The sequence below is a fragment of the Streptosporangium heterodermiicola genome, from assembly GCF_051390675.1.
Classification (GTDB): domain Bacteria; phylum Actinomycetota; class Actinomycetes; order Streptosporangiales; family Streptosporangiaceae; genus Streptosporangium.
The window spans coordinates 69,264-85,736 of record NZ_JBPJSR010000008.1 but is presented as its reverse complement, the minus strand read 5'-3'; the positions used below and the strand labels follow the sequence as shown (position 1 = coordinate 85,736).

The 16,473-nt window shown below is 72.0% G+C and carries 14 protein-coding genes; 8 read left to right on the top strand and 6 right to left on the bottom strand.

All coding sequences use genetic code 11. From position 1 onward, the window contains the following. The first annotated feature begins 23 nt into the window (after positions 1 to 23). Positions 24 to 1,874, top strand: a complete 1,851-nt coding sequence (locus ACSC1Q_RS18890; RefSeq protein ID WP_436760019.1) for a sensor histidine kinase — start codon at positions 24 to 26, stop codon at positions 1,872 to 1,874. Further along, positions 1,861 to 2,571, top strand: a complete 711-nt coding sequence (locus ACSC1Q_RS18885; RefSeq protein ID WP_436760018.1) for a response regulator transcription factor — start codon at positions 1,861 to 1,863, stop codon at positions 2,569 to 2,571. The genes ACSC1Q_RS18890 and ACSC1Q_RS18885 overlap by 14 nt, the downstream gene beginning before the upstream one ends. A 131-nt stretch (positions 2,572 to 2,702) precedes the next feature. Here the strand turns inward: ACSC1Q_RS18885 and ACSC1Q_RS18880 are convergent, their stop codons facing one another. The 5 genes from ACSC1Q_RS18880 to ACSC1Q_RS18860 form a co-directional block, all read right to left on the bottom strand. Continuing rightward, entirely contained in the window at positions 2,703 to 3,971 is a 1,269-nt protein-coding gene (locus tag ACSC1Q_RS18880) for an FAD-dependent oxidoreductase (protein WP_436760017.1), read from the bottom strand. 174 nt (positions 3,972 to 4,145) lie between these two features. After that, a complete protein-coding gene (locus ACSC1Q_RS18875) occupies positions 4,146 to 4,811 on the bottom strand; it encodes a response regulator (protein ID WP_436760016.1) in 666 nt (221 codons plus the stop codon). After that, a complete protein-coding gene (locus ACSC1Q_RS18870) occupies positions 4,808 to 5,962 on the bottom strand; it encodes a sensor histidine kinase (protein ID WP_436760015.1) in 1,155 nt (384 codons plus the stop codon). Before ACSC1Q_RS18870 ends, ACSC1Q_RS18875 begins: the two co-directional genes overlap by 4 nt. 276 nt (positions 5,963 to 6,238) lie before the next feature. Continuing rightward, positions 6,239 to 7,015: a cytochrome d ubiquinol oxidase subunit II gene (locus ACSC1Q_RS18865; RefSeq protein ID WP_436760014.1), complete on the bottom strand. Its 777-nt coding sequence runs from the start codon at positions 7,013 to 7,015 to the stop codon at positions 6,239 to 6,241. A gap of 12 nt (positions 7,016 to 7,027) precedes the next feature. Next, on the bottom strand, positions 7,028 to 8,302 hold the full coding sequence (locus tag ACSC1Q_RS18860; protein WP_436760013.1) for a cytochrome ubiquinol oxidase subunit I: 1,275 nt from the start codon (positions 8,300 to 8,302) through the stop codon (positions 7,028 to 7,030). 325 nt (positions 8,303 to 8,627) lie between these two features. Here ACSC1Q_RS18860 and ACSC1Q_RS18855 point away from each other — a divergent pair, with 325 nt between their 5' ends. The 6 genes from ACSC1Q_RS18855 (at position 8,628) to ACSC1Q_RS18830 (ending at position 13,634) form a co-directional block, all read left to right on the top strand. Further along, positions 8,628 to 9,413: a FadR/GntR family transcriptional regulator gene (locus tag ACSC1Q_RS18855; RefSeq protein WP_436760012.1), complete on the top strand. Its 786-nt coding sequence runs from the start codon at positions 8,628 to 8,630 to the stop codon at positions 9,411 to 9,413. Further along, positions 9,410 to 10,555: a galactonate dehydratase gene (gene dgoD, locus ACSC1Q_RS18850; RefSeq protein WP_436760011.1), complete on the top strand. Its 1,146-nt coding sequence runs from the start codon at positions 9,410 to 9,412 to the stop codon at positions 10,553 to 10,555. Before ACSC1Q_RS18855 ends, dgoD begins: the two co-directional genes overlap by 4 nt. 96 nt (positions 10,556 to 10,651) lie before the next feature. Further along, entirely contained in the window at positions 10,652 to 11,620 is a 969-nt protein-coding gene (locus tag ACSC1Q_RS18845; RefSeq protein WP_436760010.1) for a sugar kinase, read from the top strand. Beyond that, positions 11,617 to 12,210, top strand: coding sequence for a bifunctional 4-hydroxy-2-oxoglutarate aldolase/2-dehydro-3-deoxy-phosphogluconate aldolase (locus tag ACSC1Q_RS18840; protein ID WP_436760009.1), 594 nt, complete (start codon positions 11,617 to 11,619; stop codon positions 12,208 to 12,210). The genes ACSC1Q_RS18845 and ACSC1Q_RS18840 overlap by 4 nt, the downstream gene beginning before the upstream one ends. A 181-nt stretch (positions 12,211 to 12,391) precedes the next feature. After that, positions 12,392 to 12,895, top strand: a complete 504-nt coding sequence (locus ACSC1Q_RS18835; protein ID WP_436760008.1) for an RICIN domain-containing protein — start codon at positions 12,392 to 12,394, stop codon at positions 12,893 to 12,895. 238 nt (positions 12,896 to 13,133) lie between these two features. Beyond that, positions 13,134 to 13,634, top strand: coding sequence for a GNAT family N-acetyltransferase (locus ACSC1Q_RS18830; protein ID WP_436760007.1), 501 nt, complete (start codon positions 13,134 to 13,136; stop codon positions 13,632 to 13,634). Between the two features lie 251 nt (positions 13,635 to 13,885). Here ACSC1Q_RS18830 and ACSC1Q_RS18825 read toward each other — a convergent pair whose 3' ends face one another. Beyond that, on the bottom strand, positions 13,886 to 16,333 hold the full coding sequence (locus ACSC1Q_RS18825) for a M14 family metallopeptidase (RefSeq protein WP_436760006.1): 2,448 nt from the start codon (positions 16,331 to 16,333) through the stop codon (positions 13,886 to 13,888). Between the last annotated feature and the right edge of the window lie 140 nt (positions 16,334 to 16,473).

Below are 16,473 nucleotides of genomic sequence, written 5' to 3'. Positions count from 1 at the left end.
CGGCGCCGGGTGAGACTTCTCCCGTGAGGCCAGGGGTGGCGGGCGACCCGGCCGGATCGCGGCGCTGGTGGCACGGGGACGGCGCCATGTGGACGGTCGCCCTGTGCGGAGCGGCGCTGGGCGGGTGGACCACCCTGATCGCCGCCGGTGTGCCGGACGCGGACATGTTCCGGGTGACGGTCCACGCCGTCGCCGGAGCGCTCTTCCTCGTCTCGGGGATCGTGGCGCACCACCGGCGCGCCACGAACAAGGTCGGCCCGCTGATGATGGGGGTGGGCATCGGTTTCTTCTCCGAGGACCTGCAGCTGTCGCCCGTGGCGTGGGCGCACACCGCCGGCCAGCTGACCCTGGCCGCGTCCGGCCCGTTCCTGGCCCACCTGGTGCTCGCGTTCCCCACCGGACGGCTGGAGTCGCGCCCGCAGCGGGCGCTGGCCGTGATCGCCTACCTCGGCGCGGCGGGGAACGGCCTGCTCAACGCGCTCTTCGTGGACATGCACGCCCGCGTCCCCGGCAACGCGCCCGGCCTGCTGCTCATCACCGACAGCCTGGTCGTGGAGGACGTCATGAGGGCCGGGGCCCGGCTCGCGGCGATAGTCGTGTCGGCCGGTCTGATCGTGGTGCTGGCCCGCCGGTGGCTGAACGCGCGGGCGTTGATGCGCTCCCTGCTGGCACCGGCCATCGCCATCATGCTGGGCAGCGGCCTGCTCTCCGTGGTCGGGCTGGTCTTCCACGAGGATCGGGAGCTGCGCGCCGCGTTCGTCTACGTGTACGACGTGCTCTTCGCGGCGCTGCCCCTGGCCTTCCTGGCCGGGATGGTCTACTTCTACCTGGGCCGGGGCGCGGTCGACCGGCTGCTGCGACGGCTGCGCGACCCGAAGGAGGCCGGCGAGATCGAGGACCTGCTGGCCCGCTCGCTGCGTGACGAGTCACTGCGGGTGGCCTTCCTGACCGGCGCGGACCCCGCCGGGCGGGACGGCCTGCCCGAGCCCTGCCCGGTCGAGCGGAGCGGCCTGCCCGGCGCGGCCGAACGGCTCGGGGAGCCCGGCCTCGTCGACCGGCACGGCGTGCCCCTGGACGTGGCGCCGTCGCAGGTCGTCACGCCCATCGGCGGCGGTGACCACGGCCGGGCCGTCCTGGTGCACGACCCCCTGCTGTGTGAGGACCCGCACGTCCTGGAAACGGTCGCCGCGGCGGCCGGGCTCGCCCTGGCGAACCGGTCGCTGGCCGCGCAGGTGGCCGCGCAACTGGCCGAGGTACGCGCCTCACGGGCCAGGATCGTGGAGGCGGCCGACGCCGAGCGGCGCCGGATCGAGCGCGATCTGCACGACGGCGCCCAGCAGCGTCTCGTCACCGCGCTGCTCCAGGTGAACCTGGCCCGGCGTAGGCTCCGGCACGACGACCCGGCCGTGCCCGGCGTGCTGGCCTCGGCCGCCGAGGGGCTGACCGCGGCGCTGGCCGAGATCAGGGAGCTGGCGCAGGGCCTGCACCCCGCGCTGCTGGCCGAGGCCGGGCTGGCCGTGGCGCTGGAGGAGCTGGCCGCGCGGCTGCCGCTGCCCGTCGAGACCGACCTGGGTCCGCTGCCGACGTTCGCGCCGAACGTCGAGTCCGCCGCGTACTTCGTGGTCGCCGAGGCGCTGACCAACGCGTTGAAGCACGCGGGGGCCGGACGCGTCAGGATCGGCGTACGGTACGCGGACGGCGTGCTGGCGGTGTCGGTCGGCGACGACGGCCGGGGCGGCGCGGACCTGGCGCGCGGTTCGGGCCTGCAGGGTCTGGTCGACCGGGTCGCCGCGCTGGGCGGCGATCTCACCCTCACCAGTCCCGCCTCGGGCGGGACCACGATCAGGGCGGTGCTTCCCGTTGACACCTGCTGACCTCCCGCCGACGCCCACCGGCGGATCCCCGCGGGTCGTGCTCGCCGACGACTCCGCCTTCCTGCGGGAGGCCATCGCCGGAGCGCTGCGTGGCGAGGGCGTGGACGTGGTCGCCGAGGTCGGCGACGTGGCGAGCCTGCACGCGGCGGCGGCCGAACACGCCCCCGACGTGGCCGTGATCGACATACGGATGCCGCCGGACTTCCGGACCGAGGGGCTCCGCGCCGCGCTCGACCTGCGGCGCGAGCGTCCGGGCACCGGCGTGCTGATGCTGTCGGCGCATCTGGAGACGCGCTACCTGTTCGCCCTGCTCGACGGGGAGCCGCGCGGGGTCGGTTACCTGCTGAAGGACCGGGTCGCCGGGGTCGACGCGTTCGTCGAGGCCCTGCGCCGCGTGCACGCGGGTGGCTACGTGGTCGATCCCGAGGTGGTCGCCACGATGCTCGCCCGCCGGCCCGACCGGACCGGGTTCCTCAGCGCGCGCGAGCTGGAGATCCTGGGGCTGATGGCCGAGGGGCTGTCCAACCAGGCCGTCAGCGAGCGGCTCCATCTGGCGCCGCGGACCGTCGAGGCGCACATCCGGCACGTGTTCGTCCGGCTCGACCTGCCGCCCGCGTCCGACTACCACCGGCGGGTCCAGGCCGTGCTCGCCTACCTGCGGCGGAACGACGCGCCCGGGAACGGCCCGCCGAAGTAGGCCGCCGGGGCCGGGAGGTCACCCCCGGTGGAGCACGACCGGGTCCACGGGGTGGCCCGCGGTCCGGCGTCCGGGCACGGCGACCGCGTACTCCGTCGTGGCGCCGCGGAGAGCACCGGTGAGAATCGCGTTCATCTTCGGCCGGCCGCCACGGCGTGGTGGTCGGCGAACATCACGCGCTTGATCGGCGGAACGAGTTCGGCCACCCGCAGCGCGGTGCGGAACGCGATCCGGGGCAGCCGTGCCTCGGAGGCCGCGTTCCGCGCGTTGCGCGACGACAGGCCGAGGGCGTGGTTGGCGTAGCCGCGCATTTCCCTCTCGTACGCGGACACGGCATCGAGCAGGCCGCTTCGCCGGGTCTCGGCGTCGTCCAGCACGCGGCACAGTGTGAGGGCGTCCCGCAGCGCGGTGTTGGCGCCCACACCGGCCATGGGTGTCATGTTGTGGATGGCGTCACCCAGCAGGGTCACGTCGCCGGCCTGCCACGGGGCGAGCGTGGGCATGCAGCGCAGGTGCAGCGCGGTGACTCCCGCGGGGTCGCTGCCGGCGACGAGGGCTCGCAGGTTCGGCAGCCAGCCCTCGGTGCGGGCGACGACCAGGTCGCGTAGCGCGGCCGGTTCCATCTCCAGCACGTTCTCGGGGTAGGAGTCGCGCGCCGCGGCGTAGGCCCAGACGATCTGGCCGGCGGGTGCGTCCTGGATGGGGGTGTGCCAGGCGGAGACGAACATCCAGCCCGGCCCGTTCGGGACGATGTTGTTGACCGAGCCGTCGATCAGCCATGCGGGCACCCGGGTGGCCACGCGGGGGGTGAGCGGGACGCGGCCGGCGATGTTCAGCACGCCGGTGTCCATCCGGCCAAGGTGGGGCAGGTACTGCCCGCGTACCCGGGAGTTGGCGCCGTCGGCTCCGACGAGCAGGTCGCCGTCGGTGTGGCCGCCGTCGGCGAGGTGGACGCGTACCCGCCCGTCGGAGGTGTGCGTGTAGCGGACGAATTCCCTGTTCCACCGGACGACGCCGCCCGAGGCGCCCGCGGTGTCGTCGGTGAGGCCGCGAAGCAGGACGTCACGCAGGTCGAGCCGGTTGACGGCCCGGCGCTGGACGACGGCGGGATCGGTTCCCGGCCTGGTTCCCACCAGGGACAGGGTGCGCAGGTGTTCGTCGGAGAAGCGGACCGCGGGCGTGGTCTCGGGCGCGATCGCCTTGAAGCGGGCCCAGTTCTCCTCCGGCAGGCACTCACGTAGTGCCCGGCTGCCGTCGGCGTTGACGTGGATGCCGTATCCGGCGAGGCCGGGGGTTCCGGCGCCGGTGCGTTCGAGGACTTCGACGTCGATGCCCGCGCGGCGCAGGCCGTGGGCCAGGCAGAGTCCGCCGATTCCGGCACCGATGATGAGGACGCGCATACGTTGGGTCTTCCCTTCTCGCGGACGGTCGTGGGTGCCTCCACGTTCGCGGCGAGGTGTGGCTCCGGGCGTCATCCTTGCGAGGGCATCGGGCTTACCTCTCGCGATCCTTGCGAGGGCGTCGGGCCTACCTCTCGCGAGGTAGGCCCGACGGCGGATCGGCGTCGCGGCCGGTCAGTCCATCCACCCCGGAGTGACCATTCCCGATTCGTAGGCGATGACGACCAGCTGTGTGCGGTCGCGGGCGCCGAGTTTGGTCATGATCCGGCTGGCGTGTGTCTTGACGGTGGCCGGGCTGAGGAAGAGCCGGTCGGCGATCTCCTCGTTCGACAGCCCTTCCGCGACCAGGGTCATGACCTCGCGCTCGCGGCCGGTGAGCGCGTTGAGGCGCGGGCTGACGGCTGGCCGTCTGCTGCGGGTGGCGAATTCGGCGATCAGCTTGCGGGTGACGGAGGGCGCCAGCAGCGCCTCCCCCCGTGAGACGACCCGGATGCCGTGGATCATCTCGGCCGGTTCGGTGTCCTTGAGCAGGAAGCCGCCGGCCCCGGCGCGCAGGGCGGTGTAGATGTAGTCGTCGACGTCGTAGGTGGTCAGGATGATGACCTTGACGTGGGCGAGGGCCGGGTCCTCGGCGATCAGCCTGGTGGCGTCCAGGCCGTTGAGGCCGGGCATCTGCACGTCCATCAGGACGATGTCGGGGCCGAGTTCGCGTGCCAGCCGTACGGCGTGCTCCCCGTCGGAGGCCTCTCCCACCACGGAGATGTCGTCCTCCCCGTCGAGGATGGCGCGGAAACCGGCGCGTACCAGCGCCTGGTCGTCGGCCAGCAGCACCTTGATCATGCTGACGGCTCCGCCGGGCCGGCCGGCAGGCGGGCGATCACCCGGAAGCCGCCGCCACCTGGCCGGTTCCCGGTGCTGAGCCGGCCGCCGAGGGCTTCGACCCGTTCGCCCATGCCTCTCAGCCCGCTGCCTCTCAGCCCGCTGCCGGTGCCCGCGATGTCCTCGGGGCGGCCTCGGCCGTTGTCGTCGATCTGCACGTACACCTCGTCGTGGTCGTAGCGGACGCGGATGGCCACCTGGGTGGCGCCGGCGTGCCGGGTGATGTTGGTGAGGCTCTCCTGCACGATGCGGTAGGCCGCCAGATCCACCGCGGGACCGACCGGCCTGCGTTCTCCGTCCACTCGTACGGTGACGACCAGGCCGGCCGCGCGGGCCTTTCCCGCGAGCTCGTCCAGCCGTGCCAGCCCCGCGGGCGGGCCCGCGGTCCCCGGCGCGTCGTCCTGGCGCAGTACGCCGAGGGTGGCACGCAGTTCCCGCAGGGCGTCCTTGCTGGACTGCTTGATCGCGGCCAGTGCGTCCGGCGCCAGTTCGGGTTGTTCGGCCAGTCGGTGCAGCGCGGAGCTGGCCTGCACGTGGATCAGCGAGAGATTGTGGCCGAGCGCGTCGTGCAGCTCGCGGGCGATGCGCAGCCGTTCCCGCACGGCGCGCAGCCGTCCCTCCTCCCTGCGCCGTTCCTCCGCGGCGCGCAGGTAGGCGCGGCGGTTGCGCACGACCGCGCCCATCGCCAGCGCCGCGGCGAACCAGCCGGCCAGCAGGAAGCCGGCCGCTCCGGCGAGGTTGGGGGTGCCGCTGTCGCGCGCGGCGTAGGCGAAGGTGACCAGCGCGACGGCGAGCAGCGCGACGGCGGCACCCATCCCTGCCTCGGCGCCCACGGTGTACAGCGCCACGACGAGGGCGGGCCAGATGGGGCCGTCTGTCTGGCTGAGGGGGTAGTAGGCGGCGCACAGGACCAGGATGAACACCGCCGTCGCCACCGGGTAACGGTGGCGCAGCGGCAGGACGGCGGCGAAGACCAGGACGATCACCCAGCCCAGCGTGTCCATCCGGGAGTGGCCGATCAGAACGACCGCCGCCACCGAGGCGGCGGCGAGGATCGGGTCCGTGACCCAGTTCGGCGGCGGCCAGGCCGTTCGGCTGTCATCGGTGTGCAAGGTCGTCCTCATGCGGCGGGGCCAGGCGGTGACGCGGCCTGTCCGGGGTCGCCGGAGATCCGCGGGAGGCGGGTGAACCGCTTCCGCCCTCCTGGGAACAGATGGCCGGCGAACCGCCGGCCGCGCCCTCGGCGACGCGCTGAGCCGCCCGCGGGCCTGCTTCGCATTATCACATCAGGCGAGTACGGCATCGCCGTCGCGGTGACCTCGACACGCGCACACGAGTTCACTCGCCACCCGCCGTCCGGTTCCGCCGCCCCATGACGGTGCCGTTCCTCACAGGTACACGGGTTCGGTGACGCGGTGCCGGAACAGGTACCAGGACCAGGCCTGGGCCGCCATGAGGAAAGGCGTGACGACGAGGATCGCCGGCACCAGGAAGCTCAGCGAGTCCGGGTCGGCGGCGGCCCCCGTGGGGTCCAGCCGGACGCCGGCCGCGAGAACCACGACCATGATCACGGCCGAGGTCACGGCCAGCGTCCGCACGTCCCCGATCCGGCCGGCCGCCCCCCGCGCGCGCCGGTGCGGCGTACCGGTGAGTCGCAGCGCCGCGAACGCCAGCCCGTGCGAGGCGAACAGCAGCGCCGCGCCCGCGGCGCCGGCCACGGCCGCCCAGGCGGCGCCCGGCCTGCCGACGTCTCCGGCCAGGATCTCGCCGAGGACGACCCCCCAGCTCAGCGCGACGAGCCAGCTGCCGGTCACGGTCGCGGCGTCCCACGACAGCCGCCAGCCCCGCCGGTCCACCCGGCCGCGCAACCACAGTCCCATGTCACGCACGACCCATCCCACGAGCAGCACGCTGAAGGCCGGATACAGGCCGTGCAGCAAGATGGCCTCCAGCTCGGGAAACGCACCGGCCAGAATGCCGATCACCGCGACCAGCCACACCTCGTTGCCGAGGAAGAACGGCGCGATCGCCGTGACGACCAGACGCCGCTCGCGGTCGGTGCGCCCGAGGAAGGGCAGCACCATGCCGACACCGACGTCTGCGCCGCCGAGGAGGAGGTAGCCGAGAGTGAAGAAGCCCAAGATCGCGACGGCGATGATTTCCACAGGTGTCCTCGCTCAGAAGGTCGTGGTCAGGTACGGCTCGGCCGGCTGGTCTCTTTCCGGCCGCCCCAGCGTCGCCGCCCGCGGCCCGCCGCGGGCGAACCTGGCCAGCAGCCAGTAGTTGACCAGGGCGAGCACACCGAACAGAACGGTGAAGACGATCAGCGAGACGGTCAGCATCACGGGAGCGATGTCGGAGATCGCGTCCTCGGTCCTCAGCAGGCCGTACACCACCCAGGGCTGGCGGCCGGTCTCGCGGAAGACCCATCCGGCGATCATCGCGACGAACGGCAGCGGGATCGCCGCCACCAGCAGCCGGAGCCGCCGTCCGGAGGCGGCGATACGGCGGTCGGAGCGCATGAGGACGAGGCCTGTCACCGACACCGCCAGCATCGCCACCCAGCAGCCCACCATCAGGTAGAAGGCGGCCCCACCGATGGGAGAGGGCACATAGTCACCCGGGCCGTACGCCGCCTCCGCCTCCGCCTGGAGCCGGGAGAGCTCGCTCCGATCGCCGCCGAGGGCCGCCGCCGGCTTCAGGGGCTGCGTGTCCTCCAGCACCCCGAAGTGCGTCCCGCCCATGCCGGCCGTGAGCAGCAGGAAGGGGAACGTGACCGCCAGCCCGATTCGTAGCGAGCGCCGGAAGAACTCCCGGTCAAGGGTGTCGCGCCGCAGGTGGTAGGCGCTGACGCCGGCCATGAGGAACCCGGCGGCCACCATCGCGCCGCCGAGGATGTGCCCCACGGCGACGACGGCGCTGGGGTTGGTGAGGACCGCTTGGACATCGGTCAGCTGGAGAACGCCGTCGACGACCTCGGCTCCGACCGGGTTCTGCAGGAAACCGTTCGACACCATGATCCAGTAGGCGGAGGCGTAGGCGGTCAGCGTGATGCCCCAGATCAGCGCCAGGTGCGCCCAGCGGTTCAGCCGCCCCCACCCGAAGATCCACAGACCGAGGAAGGTGGACTCCACGAAGAACGCGATCAGTGTCTCCAGGGCCAGCGACGAGCCGAAGACGTTACCGGCGAAGTGCCCCAGACCGCCCCAGTTGAGGCCGAGCTGTAGTTCCATCACCAGGCCGGTGACGATGCCCACGGCGTAGTTGATGACGTAGAGCTGTCCCCAGAATCGGGTCATCCGCCAGTGCACCTCGCTACCGGTCAGCGTCGCCCGGGTCTGGACGCAGGCCACTAGCGTGACCAGGCCGAGGGTCAGTGCCACGAACAGGAAGTGCGTTCCGGCGGTCAACGCGAACTGCGCCCGGGCCAGATCGAGGGATTCGGGGTCCATGCCCAGCACTGTGGACGGCCGCTCACCCGATCCGCGTCGCCCCGGAGGGGGAACCGGCGTTAGGCCGCGAGAGGTAGGCGCGACCCGCGAGGTCATCCCCGCGCCGACTTTCGACCTGAGCGATCGGAGTCGACGTCGCCCAGGACGCTCCCTCCTTCGTCGACACGTTACGTGGCGTCGCTCCTCGCCGGTCATGTGAGCGTCGTGAGCGGAAAGGTTGCGTCGGCCCTCGCCAACTGTCACTATATTTCATAATTAATGATTTAACTGAGGCCGGAAACATCGATCACCAGCAGCGACCACCAACAGGGAAGGCGCGAAAACCTTGGCACGGTACGCACATCGCGGCGTCCACGGGCAGACCGTCGAGATCGTCGCACGGCGAATCCTGAGCGGCCGGATCGCCGAGGGCGAGACGCTCAACATCGTGGCCCTGCAGGAGGAGCTGGGGGTGAGCCTCACCGCACTGCGCGAGGCACTCAAGGTGCTCTCCGCCAAGGGCATCGTCGACGCCCGGCAGCGGCGCGGCACCTTCGTACGGCCGCGCGCCGACTGGAACCTGCTCGACGGCGATGTGATCCGCTGGCAGTTCGACGAGCACACCGACCCCCGGCTGCTGGACGAGCTGCACGAGGTACGCACCATCGTGGAGCCCGCCGCCGCCCGGCTGGCCGGTGACAGGGCCACGGAGGCGGACCTCGCCGCCCTGGACGCGGCGCTCGGCGCGATGGCCGCCGCCGACGGCGACCCCGTCGCGGCCGTCGCCGCCGACCTGCTCTTCCACCGCGCGCTGCTCGCCGCCACGCACAACGAGCTGCTGGAGCGGATGGAGATCGTCATCGAGACCGGGCTGGCCGAACGGGACCTCCTCGTGCACGGGGGCGAGCACCACGACGACCCGGTGCCCAGCCACCGGGCGGTGGTCGAGGCGATCCACGCCCGCGATCCGGACGCCGCCGAACGCGCCATGCGGGAGCTGCTGGCCAAGGCCGTGCACGACGTGGCCAGGGTCCGCCGCTCGCGGGAAGACCCGGCCGAAGGAAGAACGGCGAAGCCCCCGAAGGACCCGAAACCCTCAAAGGACCCGAAGGACGTGAGGGAGGAGCAGTGAAGATCGAGCGAGTCGAGACCTTCCTCGTCCCGCCGCGCTGGCTCTTCTGCCGCGTGGAGACCGACGAGGGCGTCGTCGGCTGGGGCGAGCCGGTCGTCGAGGGCCGCGCCGAGGTGGTGCGGGCGGCGGTGGAGGTGCTCGCCGGATACCTCGTCGGCGAGGACCCCCTGCGGATCGAGCACCACTGGCAGGTGCTCACCAAGGGCGGCTTCTACCGGGGCGGCCCCGTGCTCTCCAGCGCCGTCGCGGGCCTCGACCAGGCGCTGTGGGACATCGCGGGCCAGGCGTACGGCGCCCCGGTCCACGCGCTGCTCGGCGGGCCGGTGCGCGACCGCGTCCGGGTGTACTCCTGGGTGGGCGGCGACGAGCCCGGCGAGGTGGCCGCGGCGGTCGCCGCCCAGGTCGAGGCGGGCTTCACCGCGGTCAAGATGAACGCGAGTGGCCGCCTCTCCCCCCTGCCCACCCCGGCCGAGATCGACGACGTGGTGCGACGGCTCGCCGCCGCCAGGGAGGTGCTCGGCGACGGCCGCGACGTGGCCGTCGACTTCCACGGCCGGGCGGGCGCGGCGGCGGTCCGCCGCATCCTCCCCGAGCTCGCGGCACTGCGGCCGCTGTTCGCGGAGGAGCCGCTGCTTCCCGAGCAGGGCCACGCCCTGCACGACGTCGTCACCTGCTCGCCGATCCCGATCGCCACCGGCGAGCGGCTGTACGGCCGCGCCGAGTTCCTCGAACCGCTGCGGGCCGGTGTCGCCGTCGTGCAGCCGGACCTCTCCCACGCGGGCGGCGTCTCCGAGGTACGCCGCATCGCGGCCCTCGCCGAGACCTACGGTGCCCTCCTCGCGCCGCACTGCCCGCTCGGCCCGATCGCCCTGGCCGCGAGCGCGCAGGTCGCCTTCGCCACGCCCAACTTCCTCATCCAGGAACAGAGCGTCGGCATCCACTACAACGAGGGGGCGGACCTCCTCGACTACGTCGTCGACCCCGAGCCGTTCCGCTTCGTCGACGGGCATCTGCGCCGGATGGACGCCCCCGGCCTGGGCATCACCGTGGACGAGAAGGCGGTCCGCCGCGCCGACCGTACCGGCCACGCCTGGCGCAACCCGGTCTGGCACCACGACGACGGCTCGTTCGCCGAATGGTGACCGGCCGGAACCGCCGCCGCCGTACCCGCCTCCGGAACACCGGCCACCAGGACCACAAGAAGCACAAGAAGCACAAGAAGCACAAGGACGAATGCCATGCGAATGCCTGATGTTCAGGTGTCCGACATCCTCACCCTCGGAGAGACACTCGTCAGCCTGTACGTGCAGGGGCAGCGCCTCGACAGCGCGTCCTGCCTGGCCAAGTCGATAGCCGGGGCGGAGGCGAACGTCGCCATCGGCCTGGCCAGGCTCGGCGCGCGGCCCGCGATGATCTCGCGGGTCGGTCCCGACCCCTTCGGCGTGGAGGTCCACCGCACCCTGCGCGGCGAGGGCGTGGACGTCGGCCACGTGCGGACGGGCGGGTCCCCGACGGGGATGATGGTCAAGGAGGTGCTCGGCCCGCATCTCACGAACGTGTACTACTACCGGGCCGGATCCGCCGCGACCGAGCTGACCGGCGCCGACGTGCCGGGCGAGCTCGTCGCGGGAGCCCGCCGCGTCCACGTCACGGGCGTCACGCTCGCCCTCGGCGAGGGCCCCGCCGAGGCCGTACGCACCCTCGTCGGCCTGGCCCGCGACCACGGGGTGCCGGTGAGCTTCGACCCGAACATCCGCCGCAAGCTGTGGACCCTCGAAGAGGCCGCGGCGGCCTGCCGCACGCTGCTGCCGGACGTCGACGACCTGCTCCTCGGCGAGGACGAGGCGCTCGCCATCAGCGGGACCACCACCTGCGCGGACGCGCTGAGCGCGCTGACCGGCCTCGGCGTCCCCCGGGTCGTGATCCGTCGCGGCGACCGCGGATGCGTCGCCGTCGAGCGGGGCGGCGAGCCGATCGACCTGCCCGCCCACCCGGCCCCGGCCGTCGTCGACACCGTCGGGGCGGGGGACGCGTTCACCGCGGGCTACCTGTTCGAGCTGCTCGGGGGCCGGTCCTTCGCCGAGGCCCTGCGGACCGGGTCGTGGACCGCCGCCCAGGTGGTGGCCCACCGGGGCGACTACGAGGGATTCCCCCGCCTGCACGAGTACGAGGCGTTCGTTTCAGGACAGGAAGGATTCGATCGATGATCGACCTGGTCAGATCCCACCGGCTGGTGGCGATCATCCGCAAGCCGGGCGAGGACGAGGCGCGCGCCGCCGCGACCGAGGTGCTGGCCGCGGGTGTGCGGCTCATCGAGGTCACCATGACCACCCCCGGCGCGCTGCGGCTCATCCGCGAGCTGACCGGCGCGTGGCCGGACGCCGTGGTGGGCGCCGGGACCGTGCTCACCGCGCGGGCGGCGGAGGCGGCGATCGAGGCCGGTGCCCGCTTCGTCGTCGCGCCCAACGTCGACCGCGCCGTCATCGAGGCCGCGCACGACGGCGGGGCCGCCGCCGTGCCCGGGGCCTTCACCCCCACCGAGGCGCTGACCGCGATGAGCTTCGGCGCGGACGTCGTCAAGCTCTACCCCGCGTCCGGGATCGGCCTGGCCGCCTTCGGCGACCTGTGCCGCGCCCTCGGCCAGGTGCCCTTCATGCCGACGGGCGGGGTGACCGTACGGGACGCGCCGGAGTGGATCCGCGCGGGCGCGGTCGCCGTCGGCATGGGCGACGCCCTCACCCGGGCGAGCCCCGGCGAGCTGGCCGGCCTCCTGACCGGGCTCGGCGGCACGGGGTGACCGGGGCGGAGCCCGCGGTGCCATCGACCGGCCGGCCAGGGGTTGGAACGCGACAAGCGGGCGCGTACAGGCAAGTGCTGTGCGCGCACAGGCAAGGTCGCGCCACCTGACGCGTGTCATTCTGATGCCCGATCCCCCGCCACGGGACGAACATCGCGCAAGCGAGGAACGGGACAACAGGATGAGAAAGAAGTGGCTGTTCAAGGTCATCGCGGCTTTCGCCGTCGTCGCCTCGGGGCTCGCGCTGACGACGGCACCGGCCCAGGCGTCGGCCGTCGCCGGCAAGCGGATCAAGATGGTCGAGTTCAGCCGGTGTCTCGACGTCAAGGACTTCAACACCGGGAACGGGGCGCTGGTCCAGCTGTGGAGCTGCAACAACAACGCCAACCAGCTCTGGAACTTCTACCGTGACGGCACCATCCGCAGCGTTCTCAACGGGAAGTGCCTGGACATCAAGGAGTTCAACATCAGGGCGGGCGCGGTCGTGCAGATGTGGAGCTGCAGCGGCGCGGCGAACCAGCGGTGGTACTGGGGTCCCAAGTACAACAACGTCGGCTACCGGACGATCCGGAGCGTCCTGAACGGCTTCTGCCTCGACGCGAAGGGCAAGCAGCACAAGCTCGGCACGCCGATCCAGACGTGGAGCTGCAGCCAGCAGTGGAACCAGGCCTTCCGCATGATCTGACGTCGACGTCCCGTCCTCCGGCCGGGAACGACCGATCGGCGCCGCGCTCTCACCGCTCCCCGGGGCGCTCCCCGGACCGCTCCTTGAGCCACTTCCGAGCCGCTCCCCAGACCGCTCCCCGGACCGCTTCCCGAGCCGGTGGACGGTCCGTTGGGCGGTCCGGGAAGCGGCTCGGACCCCGTGGTTCGAGCAAGCGGGAGTTCAGCGGGCGCCAAGGTGGATGCGCCAGTGTGGCCGCATGCCCTTCCTCCCGAGAACCCACGAGATCCCCGCCGGTGTGGAGCATGAGAGGTTCCACATCCGGCCCATCACGATTCACGACGCGGTGCGTGACTTCGACGCCGTGATGAGCAGCGCGGCCCGGCTGCGGGAGCGCTTCCCCCTGTGGGGCTGGCCGCCCGGCGACATGACGCTGGAGGACAACCTGATCGACCTGGCCTGGCACCAGAAGGAGGCCCTGCTGCGCAGGTCGTTCAACTACGCGGTGATGAGCCCCGACGGGTCCCGCCTGCTCGGGTGTGTCTACGTCGATCCCCCGGAGAAGCGCGGGGCCGACGCGGACGTGTCGTTCTGGGTACGGGCCGACGAGGAGGGCACGGGCCTGGAGGAGGAGCTGGAGCCGGTGGTCCGCGCCTGGCTGGACGAGGCGTGGCCGTACGCCTCGGTGCGCTGGCCGGGCAGGGAGATCTCCTGGGAGGAGTGGGACCTCCTGCCGGACGTGCTTCCGTCGGGCGGGTGAGGTGCCCCAGGCGACGGACGTGACCCGGGCGGGGTGGTGACCGGTGCTCCCGGGTGATGACGGGTGCTCCGCGTCGGCCGTCGATGTGCCGGGGCGCGGTGTGGAGGCCGGTGCCCGCGACCGCGACCGGCACGAGCGACGGCCGCCGGTCGGTGGACCGGCGGCCGCGCGAACGTGCGGGCTCACGAACTCACGAGCTCACGAACATGCGGGCTCGCGGGCTCACGGGCATGCGGGCTCGCGGGTGAGAATCAGGGAGCCTTGGTGATCTTCACCTTCTCCTTGCGGTAGTTGTTGCCGTGGCCGTCCGGCCGGTAGCCGTCCTCGACGTTCCCGGCGATGTCGACGGCGAACCAGCGCACCTCGGTGTTCTTGGTGACCGTGATCTGCTGCGCGCCCTCGCGCGTCCCCGCGGCGGCGAGCTTGGTGGAGCTCAGCGTCGGGCGGCTGCCGTCCAGCGTGTAGTACACGTTGGCGGGCTCGTCGGTCGCGAAGGTGAACGTGGACGAGGTGGGGGTCCAGCCGGTCTTCTTCAGCTCCGACCTGGGACGGTCGTCGTCGTCGGCGAAGGACCTGGCGATCTCCAGGATGCCGATCTGGCCGCTGGCGAACTCCATCGCCTCCTCGTGCCCCTCGGCGAAGTCCGGCTGGAAGCCGACCGCCCGGAACTGCTTGGTCGCCGGGTCGTAGACGTCCGCGCCGACCTCGAAGTCCCAGCCGATGATGCCCCGGTTGAACCAGTGCTCGTCGGCGCTGTTGCCGGCCGCGGAGTACAGCACGTCCGGCACCGGACCGGTGCGGCCCGGCCAGATGCCCGTACCGCGCCACGACTGGACCGCGGAGAGGATGTGGTCGGAGGCGTCCCAGAAGAAGTTCTCCGTGCCGTAGTCGACCCTCGGCAGCAGCTCCCGCCCGGCCGCCTTGTACGCGCCAGGAGGCCACATGAAGTAGCCGCCGTAGGAGTGCGTGTTCATCGCGAACTTGATGTTCGGGTACTGGGTGGTGAGCCAGACCTCGTTGCGCGCCTCCGGCTCCGACAGCTCGGCCGGGCCCGCGAAGGTGTCGCTGGTGCAGGTGGTCGAGGCGCCGCTGTAGCCGTCGAAGACGGAACCGACCGAGAAGTTGCGGTTCAGGTCCACGCCCCAGGAGTTGCGCCGCGCCGGGTCGGCCGCGTTGACCGGGCAGTGGTTGGTCAGGTTGCGGCGCTGCATGTTGTAGTCGTACATGCTGTAGTGCCCGCCGTCGGGGTTGGACGTCGGCAGGATGAAGATGTCGAGGTCGTCGACGAGCTTCTTGGTCCGGTTGTCACGGGCGTAGTTGCGCAGGAGCCGCTCGGCGGTCTCCAGGCAGACCAGCGGGGTCACCCACTCGCGGGCGTGCTCCTGGCAGTAGAGGAACACGCCGGTCTTCGACCCGTCGCGCTTCTTGCCGATGCGCAGCGCCTTCGTCTGGAACGGGTCGCGCGAGACGGTCGCCGGAGCCTTCAGGTTGTCGGTCAGCTTCGTCGCGACCGCCGCCTCGACGAGGCCGGTACCGGCGTTGCCCCGGTAGGTGGCGGCGGTCAGCAGCGCCGACGTCGCGCTGTTGCCGTTGAGCGCCTCGACCACCTGGATCGCGGTGCTGCTGACCGCGGAGGACGCGTCCGTGCCGAGGTTGACCACGACGTCCTTGCCGCTCGCGGAGACGCTCAGCGGGCTGGAGGCGGCGTCGGGCTTGACCAGGGCGAGGCTGATGTCGTTGCCGCCCTCGTGCCCGTACGCCTTCGAGCTCACGTAGAACGTGCTCGCCGCGACCGTGCCGAACTGCGCCTGCGCCGCCCGGCGGTAGCCGTTCGTCTTGTGGGGCAGGTCGACGATCTGGCTGATCTTCGGGAACTCCGCGGCCAGGGCGGTGATCCGGCCGGTGAGCTCGGTGGGGTCCATGTAGCGGTCGACGAAGTCGGCGACGTAGTGGGGCTTCGGCGCCTTGCGCGGGGATCCCAGCCACTTGGTCACCGGGACCGTGACCGAGCCGCCGCGGCTGCTCGTGATCGTGACCTTGGCGGGGACCGCGGTGAGGGAGAGCGGCGCGCTGAACCGGTGGTACATGTACTGACCGGCGTCGGTGAAGCGCGACATCGTCGCGGTGCCGCCCGAGTCGGGGGGCGTCTTCTTACCGCTGTCCCAGGCGGCGGTGAGCACGGTCTCCGCGTCGACGGCGCTCGACTTCACCTCCACCGACAGGAAGCGCTGGTCGTCGAGGCTGGTGAACCACTCGGCGCGGAGCGGGGTCAGCGTGTCGACCTCCGCCGCCGCCTCCGCGGCCTCCTTGAGCGCCTCCCGCCGTTCCGCCTTGTTCTCCGCGACGTCGCTCTGGTCGGAGATGGCGCCGCGTACGTCGAAGCCGAGGTCACGCAGCCTCTGGGCCTCCGGGGGGCTCAGCACGGCGTGGACCTCAAGGCCTCCCTCGACGGACTTCTTGTACTCCGCGAGGTCGACGTCCAGGGAGGTGAGCCGGTCGACGGCCGCCTGGTCGGGGACGATGACGCGCAGCAGCGCCACGCCGTTCTGCTCGGCGGTCGACCGCCGGTCGGGGACGACCTCGCTGACCGGCGGGGACGGGTCGGCGAGCACGGGCATCGAGCTGAGGCTGAGGGCGAGAGGCAGGGCGAGCACGACCGCGGCGCGGACGGCCCTCCTGCCGGTGAGGGGGCTCCTCATGAAAGATTCCTCCAGTTGGCGCACGTCTCAGGTTGGGGGACACCTGGAAATAAGCGCGCTATCGGCAAGATCTTCGCTAGAGGCGGACATATCCGTCAAGAAGCAAAATATCGGTGCAACCCATCCGATTTTGCCAAGTG

Coding starts and splice junctions, on each gene's coding strand:
- ACSC1Q_RS18835 (WP_436760008.1), top strand. CDS start 12,392: ATGAGAAAGAAGTGGCTGTTCAAGGTCATCGCGGCTTTCGCCGTCGTC.
- ACSC1Q_RS18830 (WP_436760007.1), top strand. CDS start 13,134: ATGCCCTTCCTCCCGAGAACCCACGAGATCCCCGCCGGTGTGGAGCAT.
- ACSC1Q_RS18860 (WP_436760013.1), bottom strand. CDS start 8,302: ATGGACCCCGAATCCCTCGATCTGGCCCGGGCGCAGTTCGCGTTGACC.
- ACSC1Q_RS18845 (WP_436760010.1), top strand. CDS start 10,652: ATGCGAATGCCTGATGTTCAGGTGTCCGACATCCTCACCCTCGGAGAG.
- ACSC1Q_RS18875 (WP_436760016.1), bottom strand. CDS start 4,811: ATGATCAAGGTGCTGCTGGCCGACGACCAGGCGCTGGTACGCGCCGGT.
- ACSC1Q_RS18825 (WP_436760006.1), bottom strand. CDS start 16,333: ATGAGGAGCCCCCTCACCGGCAGGAGGGCCGTCCGCGCCGCGGTCGTG.
- ACSC1Q_RS18840 (WP_436760009.1), top strand. CDS start 11,617: ATGATCGACCTGGTCAGATCCCACCGGCTGGTGGCGATCATCCGCAAG.
- ACSC1Q_RS18880 (WP_436760017.1), bottom strand. CDS start 3,971: ATGCGCGTCCTCATCATCGGTGCCGGAATCGGCGGACTCTGCCTGGCC.